This window comes from Streptomyces sp. NBC_00234, assembly GCF_036195325.1.
Taxonomy (GTDB): domain Bacteria; phylum Actinomycetota; class Actinomycetes; order Streptomycetales; family Streptomycetaceae; genus Streptomyces.
The window spans coordinates 289,248-315,180 of record NZ_CP108101.1 but is presented as its reverse complement, the minus strand read 5'-3'; the positions used below and the strand labels follow the sequence as shown (position 1 = coordinate 315,180).

The 25,933-nt window shown below is 70.6% G+C and carries 7 protein-coding genes; all 7 read right to left on the bottom strand.

Features of this window, described 5'->3' with window-relative positions; translation table 11 throughout:
- Position 1: 1 nt before the first annotated feature.
- The 7 genes from OG230_RS01445 to OG230_RS01415 all read right to left on the bottom strand — a co-directional run bounded on the left by OG230_RS01445 (position 2) and on the right by OG230_RS01415 (position 25,619).
- On the bottom strand, positions 2–1,267 hold the full coding sequence (locus OG230_RS01445) for an MFS transporter (RefSeq protein WP_328908285.1): 1,266 nt from the start codon (positions 1,265–1,267) through the stop codon (positions 2–4).
- Positions 1,267–2,319, bottom strand: coding sequence for a cupin-like domain-containing protein (locus tag OG230_RS01440; RefSeq protein ID WP_328908284.1), 1,053 nt, complete (start codon positions 2,317–2,319; stop codon positions 1,267–1,269). Before OG230_RS01440 ends, OG230_RS01445 begins: the two co-directional genes overlap by 1 nt.
- Before the next feature lie 13 nt (positions 2,320–2,332).
- A complete protein-coding gene (locus OG230_RS01435) occupies positions 2,333–3,655 on the bottom strand; it encodes a diaminobutyrate--2-oxoglutarate transaminase (RefSeq protein ID WP_328908283.1) in 1,323 nt (440 codons plus the stop codon).
- Positions 3,652–8,229: a non-ribosomal peptide synthetase gene (locus tag OG230_RS01430; protein ID WP_328908282.1), complete on the bottom strand. Its 4,578-nt coding sequence runs from the start codon at positions 8,227–8,229 to the stop codon at positions 3,652–3,654. Before OG230_RS01430 ends, OG230_RS01435 begins: the two co-directional genes overlap by 4 nt.
- Entirely contained in the window at positions 8,229–23,084 is a 14,856-nt protein-coding gene (locus OG230_RS01425; protein ID WP_328908281.1) for a non-ribosomal peptide synthetase, read from the bottom strand. The genes OG230_RS01430 and OG230_RS01425 overlap by 1 nt, the downstream gene beginning before the upstream one ends.
- 208 nt (positions 23,085–23,292) lie before the next feature.
- Positions 23,293–24,663 carry a serine hydroxymethyltransferase gene (gene glyA, locus OG230_RS01420; RefSeq protein WP_328908280.1) on the bottom strand — a complete coding sequence of 457 codons (1,371 nt, stop codon included), beginning with the start codon at positions 24,661–24,663 and terminating at the stop codon, positions 23,293–23,295.
- Positions 24,664–24,704: 41 nt separating this feature from the next.
- Positions 24,705–25,619, bottom strand: coding sequence for a TauD/TfdA family dioxygenase (locus OG230_RS01415; RefSeq protein ID WP_328908279.1), 915 nt, complete (start codon positions 25,617–25,619; stop codon positions 24,705–24,707).
- Positions 25,620–25,933 lie beyond the last annotated feature (314 nt).

Genomic DNA, 25,933 nt, shown 5'->3' with positions numbered 1-25,933 from the left:
CCTACCTCGTCACAGATGCGGTGGCGGAGAAAATCGAACTGCGCAGCGCAAAGGCAATGCTGATGATCAGACACGATATGCCCATGGCTGCAAGGGTGAGGGAACCCGACGTCGTTTCCAGGGCAATGCCTGCCACGAAAACGGACAGCGGTCTCAGGCCGAATGTGGCGACCTGTGCGGTCGTCGTCACGCGGCCGAGGAGTTCGTCCGGAATGAGTTGCGTGCGCAAGGTCGTGTAGAGGATGCCGGACAGCGCCTCCCCCATGCCGACGATCAGAGCGACACACAGGGTCAGCGGCAGCCAGGCCGTGGTGCTCAGGACGAGCAGGCCGATGCCTCCGACGACCGTGCCGCCGAGCATGACCATGCCGGACATCTGCTTGAGCCGCGTGGCCACCACGGCTCCGACGATCGCCCCGAAGGCGTACGTCGTGATGATCAGCCCGATGACCTTCGGCGACCAGCCGAGATCCTCGCGGATGAAGTACGTGGCGCAGATGATGACCGGCGACGTGAAGAAGGTGATCGCCGCCCAGTAGAGCAGCGTCGATCGCAGCAGACGATGGGAGACGATGAACCGCATCCCCTCCCGGACCTCCTGCGTCATCGTGGCCGGCGCGCGCTCGACCGCCATCTGGAGGGGACGGCGGATCAGCATCAGCGTGAGCGCGGAGACGGCGAAGGTCACCGCGTCCACGCCCAGCGTCACCGCGCCGCCCACCGCCGCCACGAGCACACCGGCGAGGGCCGGTCCGGTCATGTAGCCGAGCGCGTTCCCGATCGACAGAAGCGAGTTGGCCTCGCCGAGCCGGTCCCGTCCGACCAGCGACGGGACGCAGGACAGGCACGCCGCCTCGAAGACGGCGTACAGGACGCCGATGGGTACCGCGATCGCGTACAGGACCGGCACCACGGGGATCCCGAGCGCCGCCGCCAGTGGCACCAACGCCACCAGCAGCGCGCGCCCGACATCCGACCACAGCATCATGCGGCGCCGGTCGAACCGGTCCGCCCACGCACCGGCCGGGATGCCCAGCACCAGCATGGGCAGGGCCGACAGCATGGCGATGATCCCCATGTGCAGGCCCGAGCCGGTGAGCGCGAGCACGAGCAGGGGCAGGGCGGTCTTGCTCAGGGAGTCCCCGAGCGCGGACGCGCCCTGTCCGCCCGCGAACAGCAGGAAGTCACGGTCACGCAGCAGGCTCGACCCGGTGTCGGTACCCGTACCGGCACCGGTGTTCGAGCCCGTGCTCGGAATGGTCGCCACTACGCCCAGTCGTCCCAGTCCTTCGCCCCGGTGACGTTGCGCAAACCGCCCTGGGACTTGAAGTACACCTGCGCGAGATAGCGCTCGGGGATGCACGTCAGCCAGCCGAGCGCGTTGTCCTCGTTGACGATCTGGTGGCTGTACGAGATCGACGCGTCCATGGCCTCGATCGCGTGCCAGTAGCCGCTGGGCACGTACAGCGTCTCGCCCGGGTTGAGGATCGTCTCCTCGACCACGACGTCGCGGAAGAGCGGCGTGCGCTCCAGGTCGGGACGGCGGTAGTCGACCTGGGCCATGCCGAACTGACGGCGGAACTTCCGCGGGTACAGGCGCGCGTGCTGGTCGGGCGAGACGAAGTAGCAGCGCTTCCTGCCCACGACCTGGTTGAGATAGGCCGCCGTCTGCATGCCGTCGCTGTGGAAGGGGGTGACCGTCCCCTTGCTTCCGACGAACATCACCGCGGCGACGCGCGAGGACACCGTGCTGCGCGGCGCGGGCTTGTTGCTCCCGCGGTTGAGGAAGGTCTTGGCGAGGAACAGACCGAGCAGCCGTGCCGGGTTCTTCGTGCCCGTCTTCCACTGCGCGGGGTGGCGGATGTCCGCCCAGTTCGGCACCAGGTCCAGCAGGTCGTAGTCGTCGGCGAGCCCCGGATAGTGGTCGATCATCCGGTGGACGGGGAAGGCGCGCAGATAGTGCGCCCGGTCCGGGTCCGTGTTGTTCTCGATGTCGTCCAGCAGGGCACCGAGCTTCATCGGCTGGAACTTGCCGACATGACCGAGGATCAGCTTCGAGTCGAGCTTCTGGATGTTGGCGTGGATGTCCAGGTCCCCGAAGTGGGTCCTGAAGTAGTCGAAGCCCCACTTCTCCATCGCCGGCCAGGAGTCCATCAGACCGGTGATGATCGCGGGCTTGCGCTTGTACACGTAGTCGCGCTTGAAGTCCTCGGGCGAAGGACGGTGGACCCGGTCGATGGCATCGGCCCGTACGTCGATGTCACCGAATATCGTCCCGGTCTTCGCCACGTCTTTCTGGGGCGGATTGACGGCAGTCATGGTTCCTCCTGAACTAGATGTTCTCGGCGACGGAAATGTTCGAAAGTTCTTGGCGGGGCGCGAGGGAAAGGAGGGACCGAATCGTTCCGTGGACAAGCTCGCAGCCGCGCGTCAACGCGTCAAGGTCCATGGTCAGCGCGGGAAGCAGCTTCAGCACGGCCTTGCCGCGGCCGGTCGACTCCACGATGAGCCCGCGCTCGAAGCACGCGTCGACCACCGCGTTCGCGAGGGCCTTTCCGCCGACCGCGCTCAGGTCGATTCCCACGGCGTGCCCCTCGCACCGGACCTCCACGCCGGGGAGCGTGTTGTCCTGCCAGAACGTGCGCAGCAGCTCGGCACCCGCCCTGGCGTGGTCGGTGAACTCCGCCGTCCGCCACAGGTCGAGAGCCGCGCAGGCGGCGACGAAGGCCAACTGGTTGCCGCGGAAGGTACCCGGGTGGTCGCCGACGTCCCAGGCGTCCAGTCCCTCGCCGATGAGCAGGAGCGACATCGGCAGCCCCAGGCCGCTGATCGACTTCGAGACGGTGATCAGGTCCGGGACGACACCGGCCTGCTCGAAGGAGAAGAACCCGCCGGTCCGGCCGCAGCCCGCCTGGATCTCGTCGGCGATCAGCACGATGCCGTACGTGTCGCAGAGCTCGCGCAACTGCCGCAGGTCCGCGTCGGGAATGCGGTAGACCCCGCCCTCCATCTGGACGACTTCGAGAATCACCGCCGCGGGCAGCTCGACGCCCGACAGGTCGTCGGTCAGGAACCGCTCCAGCAGCGCCACGCTCGGGAACGGGCCGCCCGGCCCGACGGGGAAGGGCAGGAAGGTCACTTCGTCGAGCGGCACGCCCGCGGCCTTGCGCAGCGAGAGGTCGGAGGTCGCCGCGAGGCTTCCCCGGCTCACTCCGTGGTACGAACCGGAGAAGGCGATGACCTTCGACCGGCCGGTGTGCTTGCGGGCCAGTTTGAGGGCCGCCTCGACTGCGTCCGTGCCCGTACTGCCACAGAACTGCACGCGGTGGCGCAGCCCGCGCGGCTCCAGCACCTCCCGGCCGAAGCGGTCCAGGAAGTCGCGCTTGGCCGGGGTGTGGAAGTCGAGGGCGTGCACCAGCCCGTCCTGCGACAGGTAGTCGACGACCTGGCGCTTGATGTGGTCGTGGTTGTGGCCGTAGTTGAGGGCTCCGGCTCCGGCGAAGAAGTCCAGGTACTCCGTACCGTCCTGGTCGGTCACCGTGCTTCCCCGGGCCGAGGACAGCACGGCGGGGAACACCCGGCAGTACGAGCGGGCGTTGGACTCACGCGCCTCGAACACCTCGGTCGGGTCGGCCAGGGCCGCGAGTTCGGTCATCGGGTGACTCCAGTCAGGTGGTGGGGAGGGCGGACCTGGCCCGGGGTGGACGCAGGTGTGCCGGCCATGGCGCCCAGCAGCGCGAGGTAGTCGTCGAGCAGGCGCCCGGCTTCGGAGTCGCTGATGCGATCGCCGTAGTACGAGAGGACGATGCGGGACTCGGCATCGTCGGTGACGTCGAGGCGCAGGGAGAACTCGGTCTGGTTGCGGGTGCCGTCGCTCCCGGTACCCGGCTGTCCGCCCGTCTCCTGCTGGGCACGCAGCGCCGAGGACACCGGGTAGTTGGCGACGACGACGACCGAGTCGAAGAGAGCGCTGTCGTCCCCGCCCATCCGCTGAAGGACCCCGGTGTCCACCGACGTCCGCTCGGCGCCCTCGACGCGGGCGAGCTGGAAGCGGTCGAGCAGGGCCGTCAGCGGCTCGTCCCAGTCGACCGAGACCCGTACCGGGAGGGCGGCGATGAACAGCCCGACCGCGCGCTCCACTCCTTCGTACGCGCGGTCGCGGCCGGCCGACACCACACCGACGGTGACATCGGTGCGCTCCAGACGCGCCGCGGCCAGCAGGGCCCAGCCCGCGCACACCCAGGTCGAAAACGTGTGGCCGTGCTCCGCGGCGCGTGCCCGCAGTGCCTCGCCCACCGCTGGTTCCAGCCGTGCCGCCAGCCGGGAGAATCGCGAGGGACCGAGCAGTCCGGGCGCCGCGGCCAGCTGGGTCGACGGTGCCCCCGTGAGCTGCCGGCGCCAGAACGCGGTGTCCTTCTCCAGGTCCGAGCCGTCGCCGAGAACGCCGAGTTCCACGACCGGCGGGAGCTGCGCCGGCTGCCCCTGGACGGTGGCGAGGTAGAGCTCCAGCAGTTCGTCGAGGAGCACCAGGTTCGACCAGCCGTCGGCCAGCAGATAGCTCTGTACCTGCCCCATCCACCACGAGGAAGGGCCACGGACCAGCCACACCCGCCACAGGGGGGCGGCGGCCACGTCGACGGGGTGCGCCCGCTCGCTCTCCAGACGGGCGATGAGGTCGTCGGGGATCGTCTCCGGGTCGCGCCCGCTCCAGTCGAGCAGCTCGACGGCCGGCTCCACCTCGTCCGCCACGACGCGCAGCCAGGTGCCGTCCTCCGCCCGGCGGAAACCGGTACGCAGACACGCGTGACGTCGCGCGAGGGCCCGCCAGGCATCCGTGAACGCGTCCGGGTCGACGGCGAAGGGCAGCTGTGTCGTCGACTGCATCCGGTACAGGCCCGGAACCCAGTCGTTCTCCAGCACCGTCAGCATGTGGCGCTGACTGGGGGTTGCCACGAGGCGGGTGTCCCGCGGTCGCGCCGGGGTGTTCTCGGCGGCGGGGGCGTCGTCCTCGTCGAGTGCCTTCGCCAGCGTCTCGATCGTCTGGTGGGAGAAGACCATCCGGGGGGTGATCGTCAGCCCCGCCCGCCGGGCGGCGCTCACCATCCGGATGACCGCGATGGAGTTGCCGCCGAGCGAGAAGAAGCCCGCGTCGACGGGGACCTCGTCGACGCCGAGCACCTCGCGCCACAGCGCCACGAGTGTCCGCTCGGTGTCGCTCTCCGCTCCGCGCCCGCGGTGCGCCGTGACGACCGGGGCGGGCAGCGCAGCCCGGTTGATCTTCCCGTTGCCGGTCAGCGGAAAGGCGTCCAGGCGTACGAACGCGGCCGGCACCATGTGCCGGGGCAGGCGGGTCGAGAGAGCCCGCTCCAGCTCGTCGTCGCTCGGGCCCTCGGCTCCGGGCGCGGCGACGAGGTACGCCACCAGGGTCTTCGCCCCGTCGCGTGCCCCGTGGGCCGCCACCAGGCAGGAGCCACCGCCGAGCAGGTCACGGAGGGCCGCCTCGATCTCCCCGGTCTCGACGCGATAGCCGTTGATCTTGATCTGGAAGTCGATGCGCCCCAGCAGTTCGAGGTCGCCGTCGGGCATCCAACGGGCGCGGTCGCCCGTGCGGTACATCCGCGCTCCCGGAGCGGAGGCGAACGGGTCGGGCAGGAAGCGCTCGGCGCTCAGCCGGGCGCGGTTGTGGTAGCCCCAGCCGACACCCGTTCCGCCGAGGTAGAGCTCGCCCGCGACACCGACAGGCAGCGGGGTCAGGGTCGAATCGAGCACGTACGCCGTCTGGTTGGCCATCGGGGCGCCGTACGGAATGCTCCGGCGGCGCGGGTCGACGCGCTCGATCACATGGATCGTCGAGTCCATCGACACCTCGGTGGCCCCGCCCATGCTGACCACCTGCGCCGCCTCGCTCAGGTGCCCGCGCGCCCGGTTCGGGAGCGCCAGCGGAATCCAGTCCCCGCCGAGGAGCACCAGCCGGACCGGCAGCCGGCCGCCGGTGCGGGCCTCCGCCTCCTCGATCAGCAGCCCGAACAGTGCGGGGACCGAGTGCCAGACCGTGACCCCCTCACGCTCGATCGCCTCGATCCAGCGATCGGGCGAGCGCTCGTCCTCGGGCGTCGGGAAGACGAGGGTCGCGCCGGCCATGAGCGTGCCGAAGACGTCGTACGCGCTCATGTCGAAGGCCAGCGCCGACACCCCGAACACCCGGTCCCCGGGGCCGACCCCGAAGCGCCGGTTGAAGTCGGTGAAGTTGTTGACACGTCCCCGGTGATCGAGCAGGACGCCCTTGGGCAGGCCCGTCGAACCCGAGGTGTAGATCAGGTAGAGCAGGTCCTCGGGCCGTACGTCGATGTCCGGGCGCGACACGGGGGAGGAGGCCGCGGACGCGACCTCGACGGCCGTCACCCCGGCGTCCCCGACCACCGCGGCGCCCGTCCCGCCGATGACGAACCGCGCCCCCGAGTCGGCCAGCATCCACTGCAGGCGCTCCTGCGGATACGCCGGGTCCAGCGGTACGTACCCCGCGCCGATCTTGGCGACGGCGAGCTGGGCGACGACGAGGTCGGTACCGCGCTCCAGGCACACACCGATGCGTTCGTGGCGCCCACAGCCCTGTGCGAGCAGCGTGTGGGCGAGCCGGTTGGCGCGTACGTCCAGCTCCCCGTAGGTGACGGACTCCTCGCCGCACACGACGGCGACGGCTCCGGGCCTGCGGTCCGCCCACTCCTCGAACAGCCCGTGCGCGGTCGACCCGGACGGGAACTCCTGCTCCGTACGGTTCCACGTGCCGACCACCAGCTCATGCTCCGCCGGCGTCAGCATGCCGACGTCGTCCACGCGCAGTCCGGGACTCTCGCACAGGCCGTCCAGCAGCCTCCGGTAATGCCCGAGCAGGCGCTCCGCCGCCTCGTCGTCGAGCACCGAGGCGTCGAATTCGAGCGACACCATCACGTCGTCGCCCGCCACCGCGCAGGACAGGTCGAGGGGGAACTTCGCCGTGCTGGAGTGCAGATGGGCGGGGGACAGGGTCAGCCCCGGCAGGTGCAGTTCGTGGCCGGGCGCGTTGTTGAACACGAACATGGCCTCGAAGAGAGGACTCCCGGCCAGGGAACGCTCGGGTGAGATCCCGTCGACGAGCACGTCGAAGGGCATCTGGTGCTCACGTGCCCACAAGGACTGCTGGGTCACACCCGCGAGCACGTCCGAGAGGGCCGCCCCGGGCGCCACATCGGCGACGACCGGCACCGTGTTGGCGAAGTAACCGATCAGCCGGTCCGTCTGGCTGCCGCGGTTCGCCATGACCGTACCGATGGCGAACCTGGACGTGTCGGTGTAGCGGTGCAGAAGCACCGCGAACGCCGTCAGCATCACGTTGAACACGGTCGTGCGCCGCGCGTCGGCGGCCCGCTGGAGCGCGTGACCGAGCCCGCCGCCCCAGTGACGGCGGATCCGGTTCCCCGTCCTGGACGTGTCGGGGTCGGCGCTCGGCGACAGCGCCAGCGGACTCACCCCGTCCATCCGCTCCCGCCACATGCCGACGAGACCGTCGTAGTCCGCGGGCTCCCGGCCGCGTTCGTGCGCCGCCGCGTCCGCGTAGTCGATGTCGAGCGCGGGCAGCCGGTGTTCACGTGACGAGCGCGCGGCGTCGTACAACTCGGCGAGATCCTCCAGGAGGACGCCCACCGACCAGGCGTCGGTGGCGATGTGATGGACCACCAGGACGAGCAGATGGTCGTCGGCGGCGATGCGGAACAGACGCCCGCGCAGCACCGGTCCGTCGAGCAGGTCGAGCGGCGCCGCCGCCTCGCGCTGCGCCGCGGCGAACGCGGCCTCCTCGTCGGCAGCCTCCTCCACCGGCAGCGCGACGGGCCCGGCCGGCTCGACGATCTGCTCCAGGCCACTGTCGTCACGCCGGCGGTAGACGGTGCGCAGGATGGCGTGGCGGGCCACGATTCCGTCCAACGCGGCCCGCAGGGCCGACACCTCCAGATCACCCCGCAGCCGCAGCCCGTACGGGACGTTGTACAACGGCTGTCCGTCCGCCAGGGATTCGGCGACCCAGAGCTGCTCCTGACCCCGCGAGAGCGGGGCCGGCCGAGCCGGGTCGCGAGGCTGGATCAGCCGTCCGGCGGCCCGCTTCCTGCCCCGCGCCAGCAGCAGCGAAGCCAGCAGCTCCCGCTTGGCGTCGGACAGGTTCTCCAACGAGCCCTGTGCCGCTTCGGTGTGGGCCATCACGCGTTCCCCTCGTCATCGGAAGCCAGCAGGGCACGCGCCTCGTCGTCGCTCACTCCGGCGAGGAGTGCTTCGAGTTCGAGCCGGTCCGCCTCGCTCAGGCTCCGCAGTTGCATCTGGTCCAGCTCGCTCGCGATGCTCCGCACGGTCGCCTGCTCGAAGACGGCGCGCAGCGCGAGTTCGGTGTCCGTACGCGCGGCCAGTTCCGACACCAGCCGGGTGGCGAGCAGGGAGTGACCGCCGAGAACGAAGAAGTCGTCCAGGGCGCCGACCTTCGGCGTGTCGAGCAACTCCGCGAACACGGAGGCCACGAGCCGTTCGGTGGGTGTGGCGAGCTCCTCGAAGTGCCTGCGCACCCGCTCGACCACCACGTCCCCGCGCTGGAGCACCGCGCGGTCGATCTTGCCGTTGGGGGTACGGGGCAGACGGTCGGCGAACACGTAGCCGCTGGGCACCATGTACCGCGGAAGACGCGCGGTGAGAGCGGCGGCGACCACGGCGGGGTCGCGTTCACTGCCGCCGAGACAGCCGATGAGGATGGACTGCCCGTCCAGGTCACGCAGGACGACGGCCGCCTCGGTCACCCCGGGCAGCTCGCACAGGGCCGTCTCGACCTCACCGGCCTCGATCCGGAAGCCCCGGACCTTCAGTTGGTCGTCGAGCCGGCCGAGGAACTCCAGCCGGCCGTCGCGCAGCAGGCGGGCACGGTCGCCGGTGCGGTAGAGCCGCGCCCCCGGGACGGCGGAGTGCGGATCGGGGACGAAGCGCTCCGCGGTGGCCCGCGGGTCACCGAGATAGCCGCGCCCCACGGCGAGGCCGCCGATGGCCAGCTCGCCGGGCACACCGAACGGCACGGACCGGCCTTCCGCGTCCACGACATGGCTGGTGACACCCGCGACGGGGCGGCCGATCGTGACGGCCCGGTCGGCGGGCTGCGGCGTCAGGACGACGAGGTGGGTGTCGTCCGAACACTCCGCGGGACCGTAGGCGTTCACGAGCGGGATACCGGGGAAACGGTGCAGCCATCGGGCGCACAGGTCCGGCGGCAGGGCCTCACCGGTCGCGATCAGGAACCGCAGCCCGCGCAGGTCCTCCTCCGCGGCCTGGTCGAGAAGGGCCCTGATCATGCCGGGCACGAGTTGCAGCACACTGACGTTCCGCTCCCGCACCAGCGTGATCAGCGCTCCGGCGTCGCGGCTGGTGTCGTCACGGCTGACGACCGTCGTCGCTCCGCGCATCACGGCGACGAGCATCTGCCAGACCGAGATGTCGAACGACTGGGAGGCGGTCTGCGCGACGACGTCGCCCTGCGACAGTTCCAGCTCGTGGGCCATCAGCTCCAAGTGGTTCAGCAGACCGGCCTGTTCGACCTCCACGCCCTTGGGCTCACCGGTCGTTCCCGAGGTGAAGATGACGTAGGCGCGCTGACGAGGGTGGAGCTTCCGCAGTCCCAGTGTCCGCGACCCGGCCGTGGCCGGGCCCTCGTCGAGGATCAGGTGGGAGCCGTCGCGTGCGCCGGTGCCGAGCAGAGCGGCCACCCGGGCCGACTGCTCGTCGTCCGTCACGGCGACGACCTCACCCAGCCGCTCCAGCACCGAAGCGATCCGCCGGTCGGGGACGGCCGGGCTGACCGGGACGTACGTCGCCCCGATCTCACCGCAGGCGAGGGCGGCCACGATGTACTGCGCGGACCGTTCCGCGCACACCACGACGGCCGGCTCGGCCGTGGTGGCCGCCCCGGACAGCCGCTCGGCCAGCGCCGCCACGCGGTCGCGCAGCTCGCGGTAGCTCCAGACGCGGTCGCCGTCGATGACGGCCGGTGCGTCCGGGGTCACCCGCGCCCAGTGCTCCAGCGCCTCGGCCGTGGCCGGCGGCGTGAAGGCATCCGGCCCCGTGGCCAGCGCGTTCTGCGACCTGGCCTCGTCCGCCGGCCGGATCTCCAGCCCGGCCACGGTGTTCCGCGGATCGTCGACGATGCTGGTCAGCAGGGCCTCGAAGTGGTCGAGGAGCTGCTCGCCCGCCTCCGGCTCGAACAGGTCGGCGTTGAGTTCCAGCATCGCGTGCAGGCCGTCCGCGTCCTCCGCGAGGTCGAGACTGACGTCGAACTTGGCGGTACTGGTCGGCGCGTGCAGCCGTTCCAGCACGAGGTCGCCGAGGTCGATCTCCGAGTACGGAGCGTTGTGCAGCGTGAACATGACCTGGAACAGCGGGCTCATGCTCAGGTCGCGGTTGGGCTGCAGCGCGTCCACGACCCGGTCGAAGGGCACGTCCTGGTTGGCGTAGGCGGCCAGCGTCGTGGCGCGCACGCGGTCCAGCAGGTCCGTGAAGGGGTCCTGTCCCGACAGCCGGTTGCGGAACACGATCGTGTTCACGAAGAACCCGACCACGTCCTCGATCTCGACGGAACGCGTCGACACCGGAGTGGCTACGGCGATGTCCTGCGCCCCGCTGTAGCGGTGCAGCTGGCAGTTGAACGCGGCGAGCAGCGTCATGAACAGCGTCGCGTTGTGCTCGCGCCCGATCCGGCGGACCCCGTCGACCAGCTCGCCGGAGATGACGCGGCGCACCGTCCGGCCCCGGTTCGTCATCGTCGCGGGCCGCGGCAGCTGCGCCGGGAACTCCAGCAGCGACGGAGCCTCCGCGAGCGTCTCGCGCCAGAAGTCGAGCTGCGCGTCGTAGTCGCCCTGTTCGACGCGGGCCCGCTGCCAGCTCGACCAGTCGGCGTACTGCACGTCCAGCACGGGAAGCGGGGAATCCGTGCCGTGGCACCGCGCCCGGTAGAGCGCCGCGAAGTCGCGTACGACGATCTGGAGCCCCCAGCCGTCGGCCACCACGTGGTGGACGGTGAGGACGACCACGTGGTCCTCGGCGGAGACGCGGATGAGGGTCGCCCTCTCCAGCGGTGCCCGGCCGAGGTCGAAGCGGGTCTTCGCCGCTTCCTCGACGCAGGTCTGCCAGCGCTGCTCGACCGTCTCCGCGGGCTCGGCGCTCAGGTCGACGAAGTCGAGCGGCATGGTCATGCCCGCGCCGTCCTCGACGATCTGCTGCACCGTCCCCTCGTTCATGACCAGGCGCGTCCGCAGCACCTCGTGGCGCTGGACGAGCTCGTCCAGCGTCGCGGACAGCGCCTCCCGGTCGAGCGGACCGCGCATCCGCACGACCGTGGGGCTGTTGTAGGCCCCGGTCTCGCCTTCGAGCTGGTCCAGGATCCACAGCCGCTCCTGCCCGTACGAGGAGGGGAGCGGACCGGTGCGGGGCAGGGCGACGATCGGAGCGGACGGTGTCGTGCCACCGGCTATGGAGTCGATGTGCGCGGCGAGCTGCCGGACCGTCTGCTTCTCGAACAGGGTGCGCAGCGCGATCTCGCAGCCGAACACCCGGCGGACGCGGGAGACGACCTGTGTCGCCATCAGCGAATGCCCGCCCAGGTTGAAGAAGTTGTCGTCGGGCAGCACGCGGGGAGCACCCAGCACGTCCTGCCACACGCCGGCGACCAGCTCCTCGGTGGGGGACACCACCGCCTGCTGCCCGTCCTCGTGCGTTCCCGGCAGGCTGGACGGCTCGGGGAGCGCCGCCCGGTCGATCTTGCGGTTGGGCGTCAGCGGGAACGCGTCCAGCGGCACGACGAACGCGGGCACCATGTACGACGGGAGGCGCGCGCCCACGGCGGCCTTCACCTCGTGACCGGCCACCTTCGCGCCGGGCTTCGTCACCATGTAGCCGATCAGGGAGGTCTCCCCGCTCGCGTCCTCCCGGGCGACGACGAGGGCGTCCTGTACGCCGGGCACGGCGCGCATCGCCCGCTGCACCTCGTCCATCTCGACGCGGTAGCCGCGGATCTTGACCTGGTTGTCGGCCCGTCCGAGCGAGGTGACGGACCCGTCGGGCAGATAGCGGCCCAGGTCGCCCGTGCGGTACACACGGTCGTCCTCCAGGTCGGTGAACGGCCCGCGCAGGAACTTGGCGGCGCTGAGCTCCGGGTCGTGGGCGTATCCGAGGGCGAGGTGCGGCGAGCGGATGACGATCTCACCGGCTTCGCCGATGCCCGCCTGGTTCCCCGCTGCGTTGAGGACGAGGAGCTGGACGTCCTTCATGCCCCGCCCGAGCGGATAGGTCACCCCGGGGTCCTCGTCGGCGACTCCGTCGGCCGCCGGGACGACGAAGTATCCGACAGCCCGCTGCGACTCGGTGGAGCCGTACAGGTTGACGCAGGTGGCCGAGCCCGCCATGCGGGTGATGGCCCGTACGTCGCGGCTGGTGAGCGCGTCGCCGAGGAAGAAGACCCGCTCCAGCCACGGCATGGTGCCCGGCGCGATCGTCAGCTGGTCGAAGAGGCGCGCCATGGGCGGGGTGAGGTGGCTGACCGAGATCTGCTGGGTGCGGAACCACTGCGCCAGCCGTCCCGGCGTCTCGACGTCCACCTGAGCGGGGACGCAGATCGTCGCCCCCGTCACCAGCGGTGTGAACACCTCGCGGTGCAGCGGGTCGTGGCTGATCCCGGACAGCATGCTGTAGCGGTCGGTGTCGCGCAGCCCGAAGGTCTCGGCCATCCACGGCACGAAGTGCGTGAGGGAGCCGTGGGAGCCGCGGATGCCCTTGGGCTTTCCGGTGGATCCGGAGGTGAAGGCGATGTACGCGCAGTCCCGCGGCCCCACCGCTACGGCTTCCGGCGGTTCCAGGCCCTGCGGGAGCAGGTGCCGGGCGTCGTCGAGGTTCGTCGGAAGCTCGAAGCGGCATCGCAGCCCGTGCTCCTGGAGGGCACTCTCCACGGCGAGCGGAACGGTCCCCGCGCTCTCCAGCTGCAGGAAGGCGGTCGGCCTGGCCACGGCCAGACAGTCGGCGATGCGGTGGGCGGGATAGCTGGGGTCGAGAACGGCGAACGAGGCACCGGTCCGCATGACGGAGAGGATCGCCCACACGAGCGAGGCGCACCGCTCGCCGTAGATGGCGACCACGTCACCCTTGGCGACGCCGTTCTGCGACAGGATGCCGGCCAGGGCCGACGTACCCCACGCGAGGTCACCGTAGTTGAGGTCCTGTCCCGGTTCGCTGATGGCGACGCGCCGCGGCTCGCGCGCCGCCCAGCTCTCGAACTGCTCGACGACGGAACCGAACCAGGTCCCGTCCAGGGGCTCCGCCGGGTCGGGCAGCTGCTGCCGCGCCGTCGGGGTGTCCAGCCGCAGCGAGTCGATGGCCTGTCCGCTGTCGGCGACGGCCTGTTCCAGGACGCGGACCCACTGGGCGAGCAGCTCGTCCATGACCGGCTCGTCGAACCGGTCGGCGGCGTACACCAGGTCGAGCGAGAGCTGCTCGCCGGCGGGCTCCACGTAGAAGGTCAGATCGAACTTGGCGCCCAGGTCGGGCACGGAGAACGCACTGACCTCCAGGCCCGGCAGCCCGGCCTTCTGCTGCGGGATGTTGAGCATGTTGAGGTAGACCTGGAACAGCGGGGTCGTGGTCAGATCGCGTTCCGGAGCGAGTTTCCCGACCAGCGTCTCGAACGGCACGTCCTGGTGCTCGTAGGCATCGAGCGTCGACGCCCGGACCCGTCCGAGCAGTTCGGCGAAGGACGGGTTCTCGGAGAGATCGGCGCGCAGCACCACCGAGTTGATGAAGAAGCCGATGAGGTCCTCCACCTCGCGGTGGCGCCGGCCGGCGATGGGCACACCGATCGCGAAGTCGCGCTGGCCGGCGAGACGGCCCAGCGTGACCTGGAGCGCGGCGGCCAGAACCATGAAGGTCGTCGCACCGGAACCCGTGGCCAGCCGCTCGATCTCCGAGCGCAGGCCGGCCGGGATCTCCGCCCGCACCCGGTTGCCCCGCGCGGTCGCGGGCTCCGACGTCTTGCGGGCCATCGGCAGGCTGAGCCGGGGCAGACCGTCGAGCTGCTCGCACCAGTACGCGACGGACCCGTCGAGCGCACCCGAGTCCAGCTGGTGGCGCTGCCACCGGGCGAACTGCTCGTACGTCACCTCCAGCGGAGGCAGTGGATCGATCACCTCCCGGCTCACCTCGTCGGTGTAGAAGTGCGTGAGATCCCGCTTGAGGATCTCCATCGACCAGCCGTCGCCCACGATGTGATGGAGCGTCAGAACGAGAACGGCGTCGTCGGGCTCGATCTCCAGCAGGCGCACGCGCAGCAGCGGTCCGGTCGCCAGGTCCATCGGGGTCGTCGCCTCGCGCGCCACGAAGTCCATCGCCTCGGCCGCGCGTTGTTCGGCGGTGGCCGCCGTCAGCGCCGACCGGGACAGGCTGACCTCGACGTGGTCGTGCGTGCGCTGGGTCAGCGCCTCGCCGTCGTCCGACAGCGTCGTGCGCAGCGTCGTGTGGCGTTCCACCAGGCGGGTGACCGCCCGTTGCAGCGCGCTCTCGTCGAGGACGCCGGTGAGCCGGATCGCGCCGGCCAGGTGGTACAGGCCGCTGGACGCGTCGGGCTGTCCGGAGCCCCGTTCGAGCTCCTCCAGAATCCACAGGCGTTCCTGCATGAGTGACAGCGGTGCGTCGTCACCACAGGCGTGGGCCGCGATGGCACCCGCCGTGGCGCCGGGCAGCGCGCTCTCGCAGAGGGCGGCGTACTCGCGCAGCACGGGGGCCTCGAACAGCGCCCGCAGCGGGATGTCGCGGCCCAGGTCCTCGCTCACCCGGGAGGTGATCACCGTCGCGAGCAGGGAATGCCCGCCGATCGCGAAGAAGTCGTCGCTGCTGCCGATCGTCCCGATCTCCAGGACCTCGGACCAGATGCGGCCGATCGTGCGCTCGGTGTCCGATGCGAGGCGGGTGAAGCCGCCGCTGACGTAGTCGTCGCGCTGCGGGCGTCCGAACCGGCCGGTGTCGGCCTTGCCGCCCGGCAGACGCGGCAGTTCCGGGCGTACGACGAAGGCGGCCGGCACCATGTGGGCGGGCAGCGCGGCCGTGCAGCGCTCCGCGAACACGGCCGGCGTGAGGGCAGGGTCGGCGGTCTCGACGTAGGCGACCAGCACCCCGTCCATCGGCCTCACCACCGCCTCGGACACCGCGGAGTCCGCGAGCAGCACCGACTCGATCTCCGTCGGCTCGATCCGGTAGCCGCGCAGCTTGACCTGGCTGTCGGAACGGCCGCAGTAGTCAAGCGTTCCGTCGGCGCGCAGACGGACGAGGTCGCCCGTCCGGTACATACGCGCACCGGGGGCGTCCGAGAACGGGTCAGGGAGGAAGTGCGCCGCGGTCAGCTCGGGCCGGTTGTGGTAGCCGAGTGCCAACCCGGCTCCACCGATGTGGAGTTCACCGATCGCACCCGTCACCACCGGACGCCGGGCGGCGTCGAGGACGTAGGTGGTGGCGCCCGGCAGCACCGATCCCAGCGATACGGGACGGTTCGGCAGGCACTCGGACGCGGTGACCGCGACGGTGCCCTCGGTCGGCCCGTACGCGTTGACGAAGCGGCGGCCCGGCTGCCAGCGCGCGATCAGCTCGCTGCGGGCCGCCTCCCCGCCCGAGACGAGCGTCTCGAGCCGGGGCAGCGCGCGGACGGGGAGCGAGGCGATCACCGAAGGCGGCAGCAGGCAGACCGTGACGGCGCGGTCCTCCAGGACCTGCGCCAGGGTCTCGCCGACCAGTGCGTGGTCCCGTGCGACGACGCACAGGGTGCCTCCGGAGGCGAGCGTCGGGAAGATCTCCCAGACCGAGGCGTCGAAGCTCATGCTGGCGAACTGCAGCATCCGCGAATCCGCGGTGATGCCGAAGCAACCGGCCTGGGCGAGGGCCAGGTTGGCGAGGCTGCGGTGCGAGATCAGGACGCCCTTGGGCCGGCCCGTGGAGCCGGAGGTGTACATGAGGTACGCGGCCGAATCGGGCCGGACGTCCGGCAGCGGATGCGCCACCTCGGGCGCGCTGAGCGCCTCTTCGACGAGCTCTCGGGTCACGGTGCCGAGCGCCCCCGAGTCGGCGAGCATGAACGCCTTGCGCTCCGCCGGGTACGCGGGGTCGATCGGCAGGTACGCCGCACCGCACCGCTGGACGGCGAGGACGGCGAGCACGGCTTCGACGGACGGCTCCACCGCCACGGCGACCACATCGCCCGGAGCGACCGCGAACCGTCGTGCGACGACACCGGCGATCCGCTCGACCAGGGTCCGTACGTCCCCGTACGTCAGCGTGCGGTCGTCGCTCTCCAGCGCGACCGCGCCGGAACGGGCGTCGGCCACCCGGTCGAACCGCGCCCAGAACGTCTCGTCCGGCTCGCCCGCGGCAGCCGCCCAGGGAACGTCCGCGCTCTCCGTGACCGCCGGCCAGTGCGCGAGAACCGCGGTCGCGGCCGGGGTCGAGATGCCGCGGTCCGGCTCGTGCGCCATCGCCCGCGCCGTCTCGGTGAAGAGCCGCGCGATCTGCTGGGCGGACTCCGGCAGGAACAGGTCCGCGTTGTACTCGAGCCAGCCCGTCAGCGCGGCCCCGTCGTCCGTGATCTCGAAGGTCAGGTCGGTCTTCGCCGTGCCGGTGTACAACGGCGCGGTCTCCACGCGCAGACCGGGAATGGCCGGCGTGGGCAGTGCCCCGCTGCGGACGTCGAGGATCGCCTGGAAGACCGGACTCCGGCTCGGATCACGGTCGTGGCCGACCGCCTCGACAATGGCGGAGAACGGAACCCAGTTCCACGCCATCGCCTCCAGCGTCGTCGAGCGCGCCCGGTCGACGAGCTTCCTGGCGCTGTCGCCGGCCGCTGCCTCGAAGCACAGCGGAACGGTGTTCACGAAGAAGCCGACGACGTCGTCGTACGCCCCGTCGTCCGGACGGTTCGCGTCCGGCACACCAATGACCACACGCTCCTGGCCGGACAGCCGCGCCAGGGTCGAGGCCATGCACGCCGAGAGTGCCATGAACACGGTCGCCCGCTGCTCCCGCGCGAGGCCGCGCAGCAGAGCGGAGTCCTCCGGGCTCAGGACCAGCGGGACCCGGTCACCGGTGAAGGTCTGCAGCGCCGGCCGGGGGCGGTCGACGGGCAGGTCGAGCGCGCGCGGAGCGCCGCTCAGGTGCCGCGTCCAGAACTCCAGGCCGCGCTGCCCGTCGGCGGACTCCAGCCGGGCGCTCTCGTCGGCCGCCCACTGTGCGCAGTCGTAGGTGAGCGCGGGCGGCACCTCGTCGTCGCCCCGTGTGCGACGGCCGTACAGCTCGGCCAGCTCACCCGCGATGATCTCCATCGAGCGGCCGTCGGAGACGATGTGGTGGAAGGCGAGCAGCAGCGCCGACTCGTCGTCCGCGAACTCCACGAGGGCCGCCCGCACGAGCGGCGGCTCGTCGAGCGCGAAGGCGCTGCGCGCGTATGCGGAGGCCAGCGAGGTCAGTTCGGACTCGCGCAGCACCGGGGCGATCGCCGTCCGGTCGACGATCTCGAACGGGCAGGCGAGGTCCTCGCGGACGAAGGCCACCGGTGTGCCGCCCTCGTCACGGAAACCGGTACGCAGCGCGGAGTGGCGGGACACGATCGTGTCCAGGGCGCTCCGGAGGACGTCGCGGTCGAGGGCCCCGTACAGCCGCAGGACGCCGGGTACCACGTAGGCACTGGAACCGGGGGCGAACTTCTCCAGGAACCACAGCCGCCGCTGGCCGAGCGACAGACGCGGCTCGGCCGCGACGACTGGCGCCGGCAGCTCCCGGCCGGAGACCGCGTCGGCGGGAGCGAGCTCGGCCAGCCGCGCGGCCTGGGCGCGCACGGTGACCGACTCGAAGAACATCCGCAGGGGCGGCTTGACGCCGAACTCCTTGCGCACCCGCGTGTTGAGGTCCGCCGCGCGCAGCGAGTGCCCGCCCAGGGCGAAGAAGTCGTCGTCGAGTCCCACGCCGGCGACATCGAGCACCTCGCGCCAGACGGCCGCGAGCCTCGTCTCCACCGGGGTCATGGCCGCCGATTCGACCGAGTGGGCCGCCGCGTGCGCGTGCTCGCGGACCGCGTCGGCGTCGACCTTGCCGTTCGAGGTCAGCGGGATGTGGCCGAGGACGAACAGCCGGGTCGGGACCATGTAGCCGGGGAGCTCCTGGTGCAGCCAGTCGCGCAGTCCCTCGACGTCGATGCCGTCGCCCGTGACGGCCGCGATCAGCTCCGTCTCGCCCGAGGCCCGCGAGGCCACGACCGCTGCCTCGGCGACCTCGGGGTGGCGGCGCAGCGCCACGTCGACCTCGCCGAGCTCGATGCGGTAGCCGCGGACCTTGACCTGCTGGTCGGCCCGGCCGATGTAGCGGAGCTCGCCGTCGGCGGAGCGGCGTACGAGGTCGCCCGTCGCGTACAGCCGGCGGCCGGGAGCCGAGGAGAAGGGGTCCGGGACGAATCGTTCCGCCGTCTTGCGGGGAGCCGAGGCGTATCCACGTCCGACGCCCACGCCACCGATGTACGCCTCGCCCACCACGCCGTCGGCCACGGGTTCGAGGGAGGAGTCGAGCACATGGATGACCGCGTCGGTCATGTCGGCGCCCACGGAGATGTCCCGGGCGCGGGCGACGCGGCCCGACTCCGGACCCAGCAGCGCGATGGTGGAGCAGACCGTGGTCTCGGTCGTGCCCCAGCGGTTGTACAGGGAGACGTGCGCGCGATCGGCGGCGAACCACTGGGCGAGCTTGTCGGGGTGCGCGGCCTCACCGCCGATGAGGATCGAGCGGAGGGCCTTCGGCACCTCGACGCCGCTGTCGAGCGCGGTGACCAGGACATGGAAGAAGGCCGTGGGAATGTCGACCAGGGTGAGCTGCTGCTCCTCGCACCAGGTCCAGAAGTGCTCGGGCGAGTCCAGCACCGCCTCGTCGCGCAGGACGAGCGTCGCCCCCTGGATCCAGGTGGAGAAGATCTCCTCCAGGCACGGGTCGAAGGTCAGGGGCGCGAACTGGAGCACGCGGTCACCGGCGACGACGTCGAACGTGTCGAGGAAGGACCGCAGATAGCTCAGCAGCGAGCGGTGCTCGATCTGCACACCCTTGGGCCGACCGGTCGAGCCGGAGGTGAAGATGACGTAGGCGAGGCTGGAGTCGCCGACGGTGAGTGCGGGCCGGTCGTCGGGCAGGAGCGCTCCGGAGCCGTCCTCCTCGTCGACACGCATCGTGGCGCCCAGCGCACCGGCGAGCTCGGCGGTCGCCTCGTGGCAGAGGATGCGCGCACACCGTGCGTCGCTGACCATGTCCGCGAGGCGGGCCTGCGGCAGACCGGGGTCGAGGGGGACGAACGCGGCCCCCGACTTCATGACGGCCAGCATCGCGACGACGAGCTCGGGGGAGCGCCGCAGACACAGACCCACCGTGTCCTCGGGGCGCAGCCCCTCCCGCCGCAACGCGTGGGCGAGGCGGTTGGCCGCGCTCTCCACCTGCGCGTAGGAGAGTTCGAGGTCCCCGGAGACCAGCGCGAGGGCCTCGGGCGTGCGCTCGGCCGTCGCCTCGAAGAGCTCGTGGACCGACGTCACCCCCGGCACGGTCCGGGCCGCGACATCGGCGCGGGCGAGCGACTGCGCCGCACCGGCGAGACGCAGCGCTCCGACCGGCGCCTCGCGCCGGGACGCGATCTGACCGAGCAGATCGAGGTACTGCTGCGCCAACTGCTCGGCGAAGGCCGGGTCGAACCGGTCGGCGCGCACCAGCAGATGGGCGAGCAGCGCGTCGTCGACCGGGACGGCGTGCAGGGTGATGTCGAACTGGGAGGCGAGCACACCGACCGGGAAGGGCTCCAGCGTCAGGTCACCCAGCTCCGCCGACCGCGTACCGGCCCCGAACATCACCGAAGTGACGTCGTTCCCGACCGCGTTGTGCGGGCGCTCGAAGACGACCGCCGCGTTGACCACCGCGGACGCGTTGCCGCGTGCCCGCAGCAGTTCGACCAGACGGCTGTACGGGAAGTGCTGGTGGCTCAGGGACTCGCGCAACTGCTGCCCGGTCCCCCGGATCAGCTCGGCCACGGACGCGTGGGCGGAGGGCTCCGCACGTACCGGGATCGTGTTGACGAAGTAGCCGAGCGTGTTGCGGAAGCGTGCCTCGGGACGGCCGGTCGTCGTCGCTCCGACGATGAACTCGCCGTCTCCGCTGTGGGCGTCGACGAGGACCTCGAACGCGGCCAGCAGGACCGAGAACAGCGTCGTCTCGCACTCCCTGGCGATCGCTTCCAGCTGGGCGAGCAGCTGCGGAGCGACGGTGACGCGGTGCTGCGCGACGCCCTGGTCGTCCTGCGGGCGTTCCTGGTAGGGCAGCGTCGGGGCGTGCACCTCACCGGCCAGCAGGTCGAGCCAGTACCGCTCGTCGTCCTGCCACTGGGGCGAACGCTCGTAGTCCTGCTGCCAGCGGACGAACTCCTCGTAGCCGACGGCCGGCGGCAGCTGCGGAGTCCGCCCGGCCAGCAGGCTGCCGTAGACGCTCGACAGTTCGTCGAGCAGCGTCACCACGGACCAGAAGTCGGTGATCGCGTGATGCTGCGCCAGTACCAGGACGGGTGCGCCGACGCCGGTGAACAGCCGGGCCCGGGCGACGTCGCCGCCCTCGATGTCGAAGGGTTCGAGGGCACACGCGTCCGCCCGCGCGTGGAGCGCGGACTCCGGCAGTCCGGTGAGGTCGGTGACCTCCAGCGCGAACACCCCGCCGGAGCCGATCGCCTGGCGGCGACGGCTGCCGTCGGTGCCGAAGCGCGAGGTCAGGATCGGATGCCGCTCACCGAGCCGACGTACCGCTGCCGCGAGGACGTCCAGGTCGGCGGGGCCCGCCAGCCTGACCGCGACGGATACGTTCTGCTGGCAGTCCGGGCCTTCCAGCTCACGGATGAAGAGCAGCGATTCCTGTCCGGCCGACAGCGGGCCGGTGTGCGCGACGCCCCCGGCCGCCGCGGGCAGCGCCGAAGGGCGGGGTGCGAGGGCCAGTTGGGCGTCGATCGCGACCGCCACCTCGCGCAGCGCCGTCGGCCGCAGCAGCAGGGTCGGGTCGACGACGGTACCCAGGTGCTCCTCGATGCGGAAGGCGAGCTCCACCGCGGCGAGGGAGTCGAGGTTCAGCTCGGCGACGGTGGTGGCCCGGGGCATGTCACCGGGCCGCCCGGCGGTGCGGCTCAGGCTCCGCTCGATCTCCTCGATCCGCTCGTCCTGCGGGAGTTCCAACAGCTCCGCGCGCGACGGGAACACGAAGGTGACGTCCCCGGCCGCAGGACCGCCGGCCGAGGCCCTGCGGTACAACTCGCCCTCGACCAGACCGTCGACGTACGACGCCCGGCCTGCCAGGCGCTGGATCTTTCCGCTCGACGTCTTCGCCAGACTGCGCGGGCTCAGCAGGACGACGTCGGCCACCGCCACGCCGTACTCGTCCAGGACCGCCGCGGCGATCGCGTCGGCGGCCTGCGCAAGCTGCTCGGCGGGTGTGTCCGCCTTGACCTCGTGGAGTACGACGCACTGCTCGCCGTCCTCCACCTCGACGGAGAACACCGCACCGCAGCCGGGACGTGCCCACGGCGTGGCGAGAAGAGCGGTCTCCTCGATGTCGTGGGCGTAGAGGTTACGGCCCCGGATCACCATCATTTCCTTGAGGCGGCCCGTGACGAAGAGCTGCTCGTCCCGGGTGAACCCGAGGTCGCCCGTACGGAGGAAGGGGCGCTGCTCGCCGTCGATACGCGCCGCGAAGGTGCCGGCCGTCGCGGTGTCGTCGCCCCAGTACCCGGTGGCGACGGACGGGCCGCTGACCCAGAGCTCTCCCACACCGCCCGGTGCGACGCGCTTGCGCGTCTCGGGATCCACCACCGCGATCTCGTGACCGGTGGCGACACGGCCGGAGGACACCACGTGGTCGCCGTCCGCGCGCGTGACGGCGCTGCCCTTCTCCAGGGCCTGCCGGTCGATCCGGGCGCGCTCCGCGCCGTTCCCGCGAGCGCTGCCCGAGACGAAGAGGGTGGCCTCGGCGAGCCCGTAGCACGGCAGCAGCGCGGACGCGTCGAAGCCGCTGCCGGCGAAGGCGTCGGAGAAACGCTGCAGCGTGTGGTGCCGGACGGGCTCCGCCCCGCAGAACGCCACCCGCCAGTTCGACAGGTCCAGTCCCGCCCGCTCGGCCTCGGTGCTCTTGTTGACACAGAGATCGAAGGCGAAGTTGGGACCACCGCTGACCGTCGCCCCGCGCTCGGCGATCGTCTCCAGCCAGCGCATGGGACGGCGCATGAAGTCGAGCGGCGACATCAGGACGTTCGATATGCCGGAGAGCATCGGCTGAAGGACGCCGCCGAGCAGCCCCATGTCGTGGTAGAAGGGCAGCCAGGACACGGTGACGTCGTCCGGGGTCAGACCGAAACTCTCGGCGATCGCGCCGCCGTTGGACAGCAGGTTCGCGTGCGTCACGACGACGCCGCGCGGCGAGCCCGTGGATCCGGACGTGTACTGCAGGAGGGCGACGGAGTCGGGAGCGAGCACCGGCTGACGCCAGTCGTCGGCCCCGCTCAGCATCACCTGCTCCGTGACCAGCCAGGGCAGACGCGCCAACTCGGGTGCCTGGCCGAATAGTTCGGCAGTGAATGCCTGGACCAGCTCCGTGGAGACCACGATCTGCGCATCGGAATTCTGCACGACCGCGCGGAGCCGCGGCAGTGTGCGGGCGATACGCATCGGGTCGGGCGGATAGACCGGAACAGCGACCATTCCGGCATAGAGCGTCGCCAGGAACCCGACCACGAACAGTTCGCCGGGCGGATAGAGCAGCATGACCCGGGAACCCGGTGCGGCTTCCCTGAGCAGGGCCGCAGCAACGGCCCGCGCACGCGCGTCGATTTCGAGAATGCTGAGCTTGGAGTCGGTTCCCCCGCTTTCCGCGAGGAACTCGTAGGTTACGTCGGCGCCCCGCTCCCGAACATTGCGGCGAATTACGTCAACGACAGAGTTGTGTGTGTCCATGAACCGTTCTCGCATCGACGTGGGCTCGGGAGCCGGGCTGGGGTGGGGGAGCGGGGAGCGTGACCCGACGTATTCCGTGGTCACGGCTCAGTGCGGTGCCGGAATGATCGCCGGCCCCGGACCACTGGGCTCCCTCTGCTGATTGCTGACTGCTGAAGAAAGCGGCTGGCAGGAAATGCGGCGGGTGTCTCGGCACCCGCCGGCGGCCTCAGTACCCGATGATGGGACGGCGGCGGCAGATCTCCTGGACTTCCTCCTGTGCACGATCGCGGACCGACGGATCGAGTGCGTACGTCGTGGGGGACGTGCTTTTCGTGGCCGCCAGAATCTCGACCACGAGGCCGGCGATCTGCGTGACGTCCTCGCTGTCGAAAGCGCGCGCTGCCATGCTGTTGCTCCCGAAACGCACACCCGACGTCACCCGAGCGGAATGGGTGTCACCGACGATCCGGTTCTTGTTGACGAGGATGCCGCACTCCTCGAGCGCCTTCTCGGCATTGACGCCCGTGATGTCGAACGAGGTGAGGACGTCGGCCACCACGATGTGGTTGTCGGTGCCGCCGGAAATGACGCGGATACCTCGCCGAATCATTTCGTCCGCGAGCTCGGAGGCGAGCGTGCGCACCCGGTGCATCGTCTCGGTGAAGGCGGGTGTGCCGGCCGCACCCAGCGCGTACGCCTTGGCCGCGATGCTGTTCACCACGGGGGCGCCCTGGATGAGGGGGAACACCCCGGCCTGCATGGTCTGTTCCAGCGTCCGGCCGCTCGGGAGCGTCATGTCCGCGGACTCGCCGAGGAGGATCAGGCCGCCGCGAGGGCCGTAGAGCTGCTTGTGCGTGCACGTCGTCACGATGTGCGCGTGCTCCATCGGCGACGGGTGCAGGCCCGCGACCACCAGGCCGGCTATGTGGGTGATGTCGGCGAGCAGGTACGCCCCGACCTCGTCGGCGATCGCCCGGAAGGCCGCCCAGTCGATCGTACGGGGATAGGCCGTGGTGCCCGCGATGAGTAGCCGGGGCCGGTGCTCCAGGGCGGCGGCCCGCACCTCGTCGTAGTCGATGAGCCCGTCGGGCCCGAGCCCGTAGCTGTGTGCCGCGAAGACGCGCCCGGAGGCATTGACGGACGCGCCGTGGCTGAGGTGGCCGCCGGCGTCGAGGTCGAGTCCCAGGATCGGGTCCCCGGGGCGCAGCAGCGAGGTCATGACCACCTGGTTGGCGGTGCTCGCGGAGTGCGGCTGGACATTGGCGTAGCGGGCCCCGAAGGCGCTCTTCGCCCGGTCGATCGCAAGCTGTTCGACCTTGTCGACGTTCACGCACCCCGCGTGGAACCTCCGGCCCGGATACCCCTCCGCCGTGACGTTCGCGAAGAAGCTCCCCTCGGCGACCAGTGCAGCCGGCGTCACCGGGCTGCAGGAGGCGACGAGCGCCAGGGTCTCCCGCTGCCGGTCGAGCTCGTCCCCGAGCAGGCCGTGCAGAACCGGGTCCGAGAGCTCCAGGGAGTCGAGAGCCTGTCCGTAGAAGGAGGACAGTGATGTGGGGGGAGCCGACGCTTCGGTCAGACCTGCGACGTGTTGGGGCACAGGGAAGATCCAAACTGTGAGGGTGGCAAGCGGACGGCTGCTCAGAAGTTCGGTCGCGACAACATCGCGGCGACCTTCCGGTTCGGGTCTTCGAAACCGCGCCGGCCGTGCATGACGCGCCTGTTGTCGATCATGACGATGTCGCCGGCCTGCCACTCGATATCGACCGCCACCTGCTCGGTGGCGTCCAGCGCGTCCCAGCGGCAGTGCTGCGGTATGGGGGAGCCGTCCTCGAAGGCGACGATCGCGCCGGAGCCCAGGTAGCTGTTGCACAGTGTGCGGGCGTCGACATAGGGGGCCTGTGGCACCGCCGACACCGTGTAATTCCAGTTCAGGTTCCCGGATTCGTCGAACTCGTACGTGAAGTCCTCGTAGTCGGCGAACATCGCTTCGAGTTCCCCGCGGTCGGACGTCCCGAACACACGCTCCTGATGTTCCGGCCCCGTCGGGAACGGCAGCCGCCACGTCAGCCGGTGCTCGTCGAACAGGTCGCGCGTTTCCTTCGCGAGCCGGTTGTACGCCTCGACGCCGTCGTAGACCGTCGTCGCACCGCCCGAACCGGCGGGCTGCACGCAAAAGAACCATTGCAGACCGGGGTGCAGCGGACAATAACTCATTTCGGCGTGCGCGGGTATGGGGTTGCGGTGCGCATCGACGAGGAGAACGGCGCCGTCGTCGGACAGCGTTTCGCGATTGGGATTCTGATGGAAGTACAGAGTCGATGAGAACCTCTGCACCAGCCCGCGGAAATCCTCGGCGCTCGCTTCGAATCCCCGGAAGAGCAGAGTTCCGTGAATCTTGAACAAGTCCGCGATGTCGGCGTGCGGGAGTTCTGTGAGGGGCAGGTGGCCCCTCTCGATGACCATGCCGTGGTGCGCGGAAAGAGCGGAAGTCGAGAATGGTGCAGTAGTCATGTTGGTCCCACGTGTCCGATGGCTCTGACGTTCGATCACCACCGCCGGAGAGTATCGGCAGGGTGAGCCGGAGGGCAAGGTTTTCAGAAAGCTGTTTCACGCCGCCGTTGGTGAGCAGTTGAGACCGTGTCGCCCCATTCTCCGGAGCGCCGGTATGGTCCGATTTCGTCGGAACGGGTCATGTTTTTTCTGGGTGTTGAAGAGTTGGTCTTGTGCGGTGATGTCGGGTTAATTCCTGTCTGGGTGCGCGTCCGTGGTGCGCTGTGGGGGTCACTGCTGCCCGGTGGTGCGGGGGCCGATGCGGGAGCGTCGAGGGGGCAGTCACCGAGCTCGGATCGGTAAAGCTCAACGGTGTC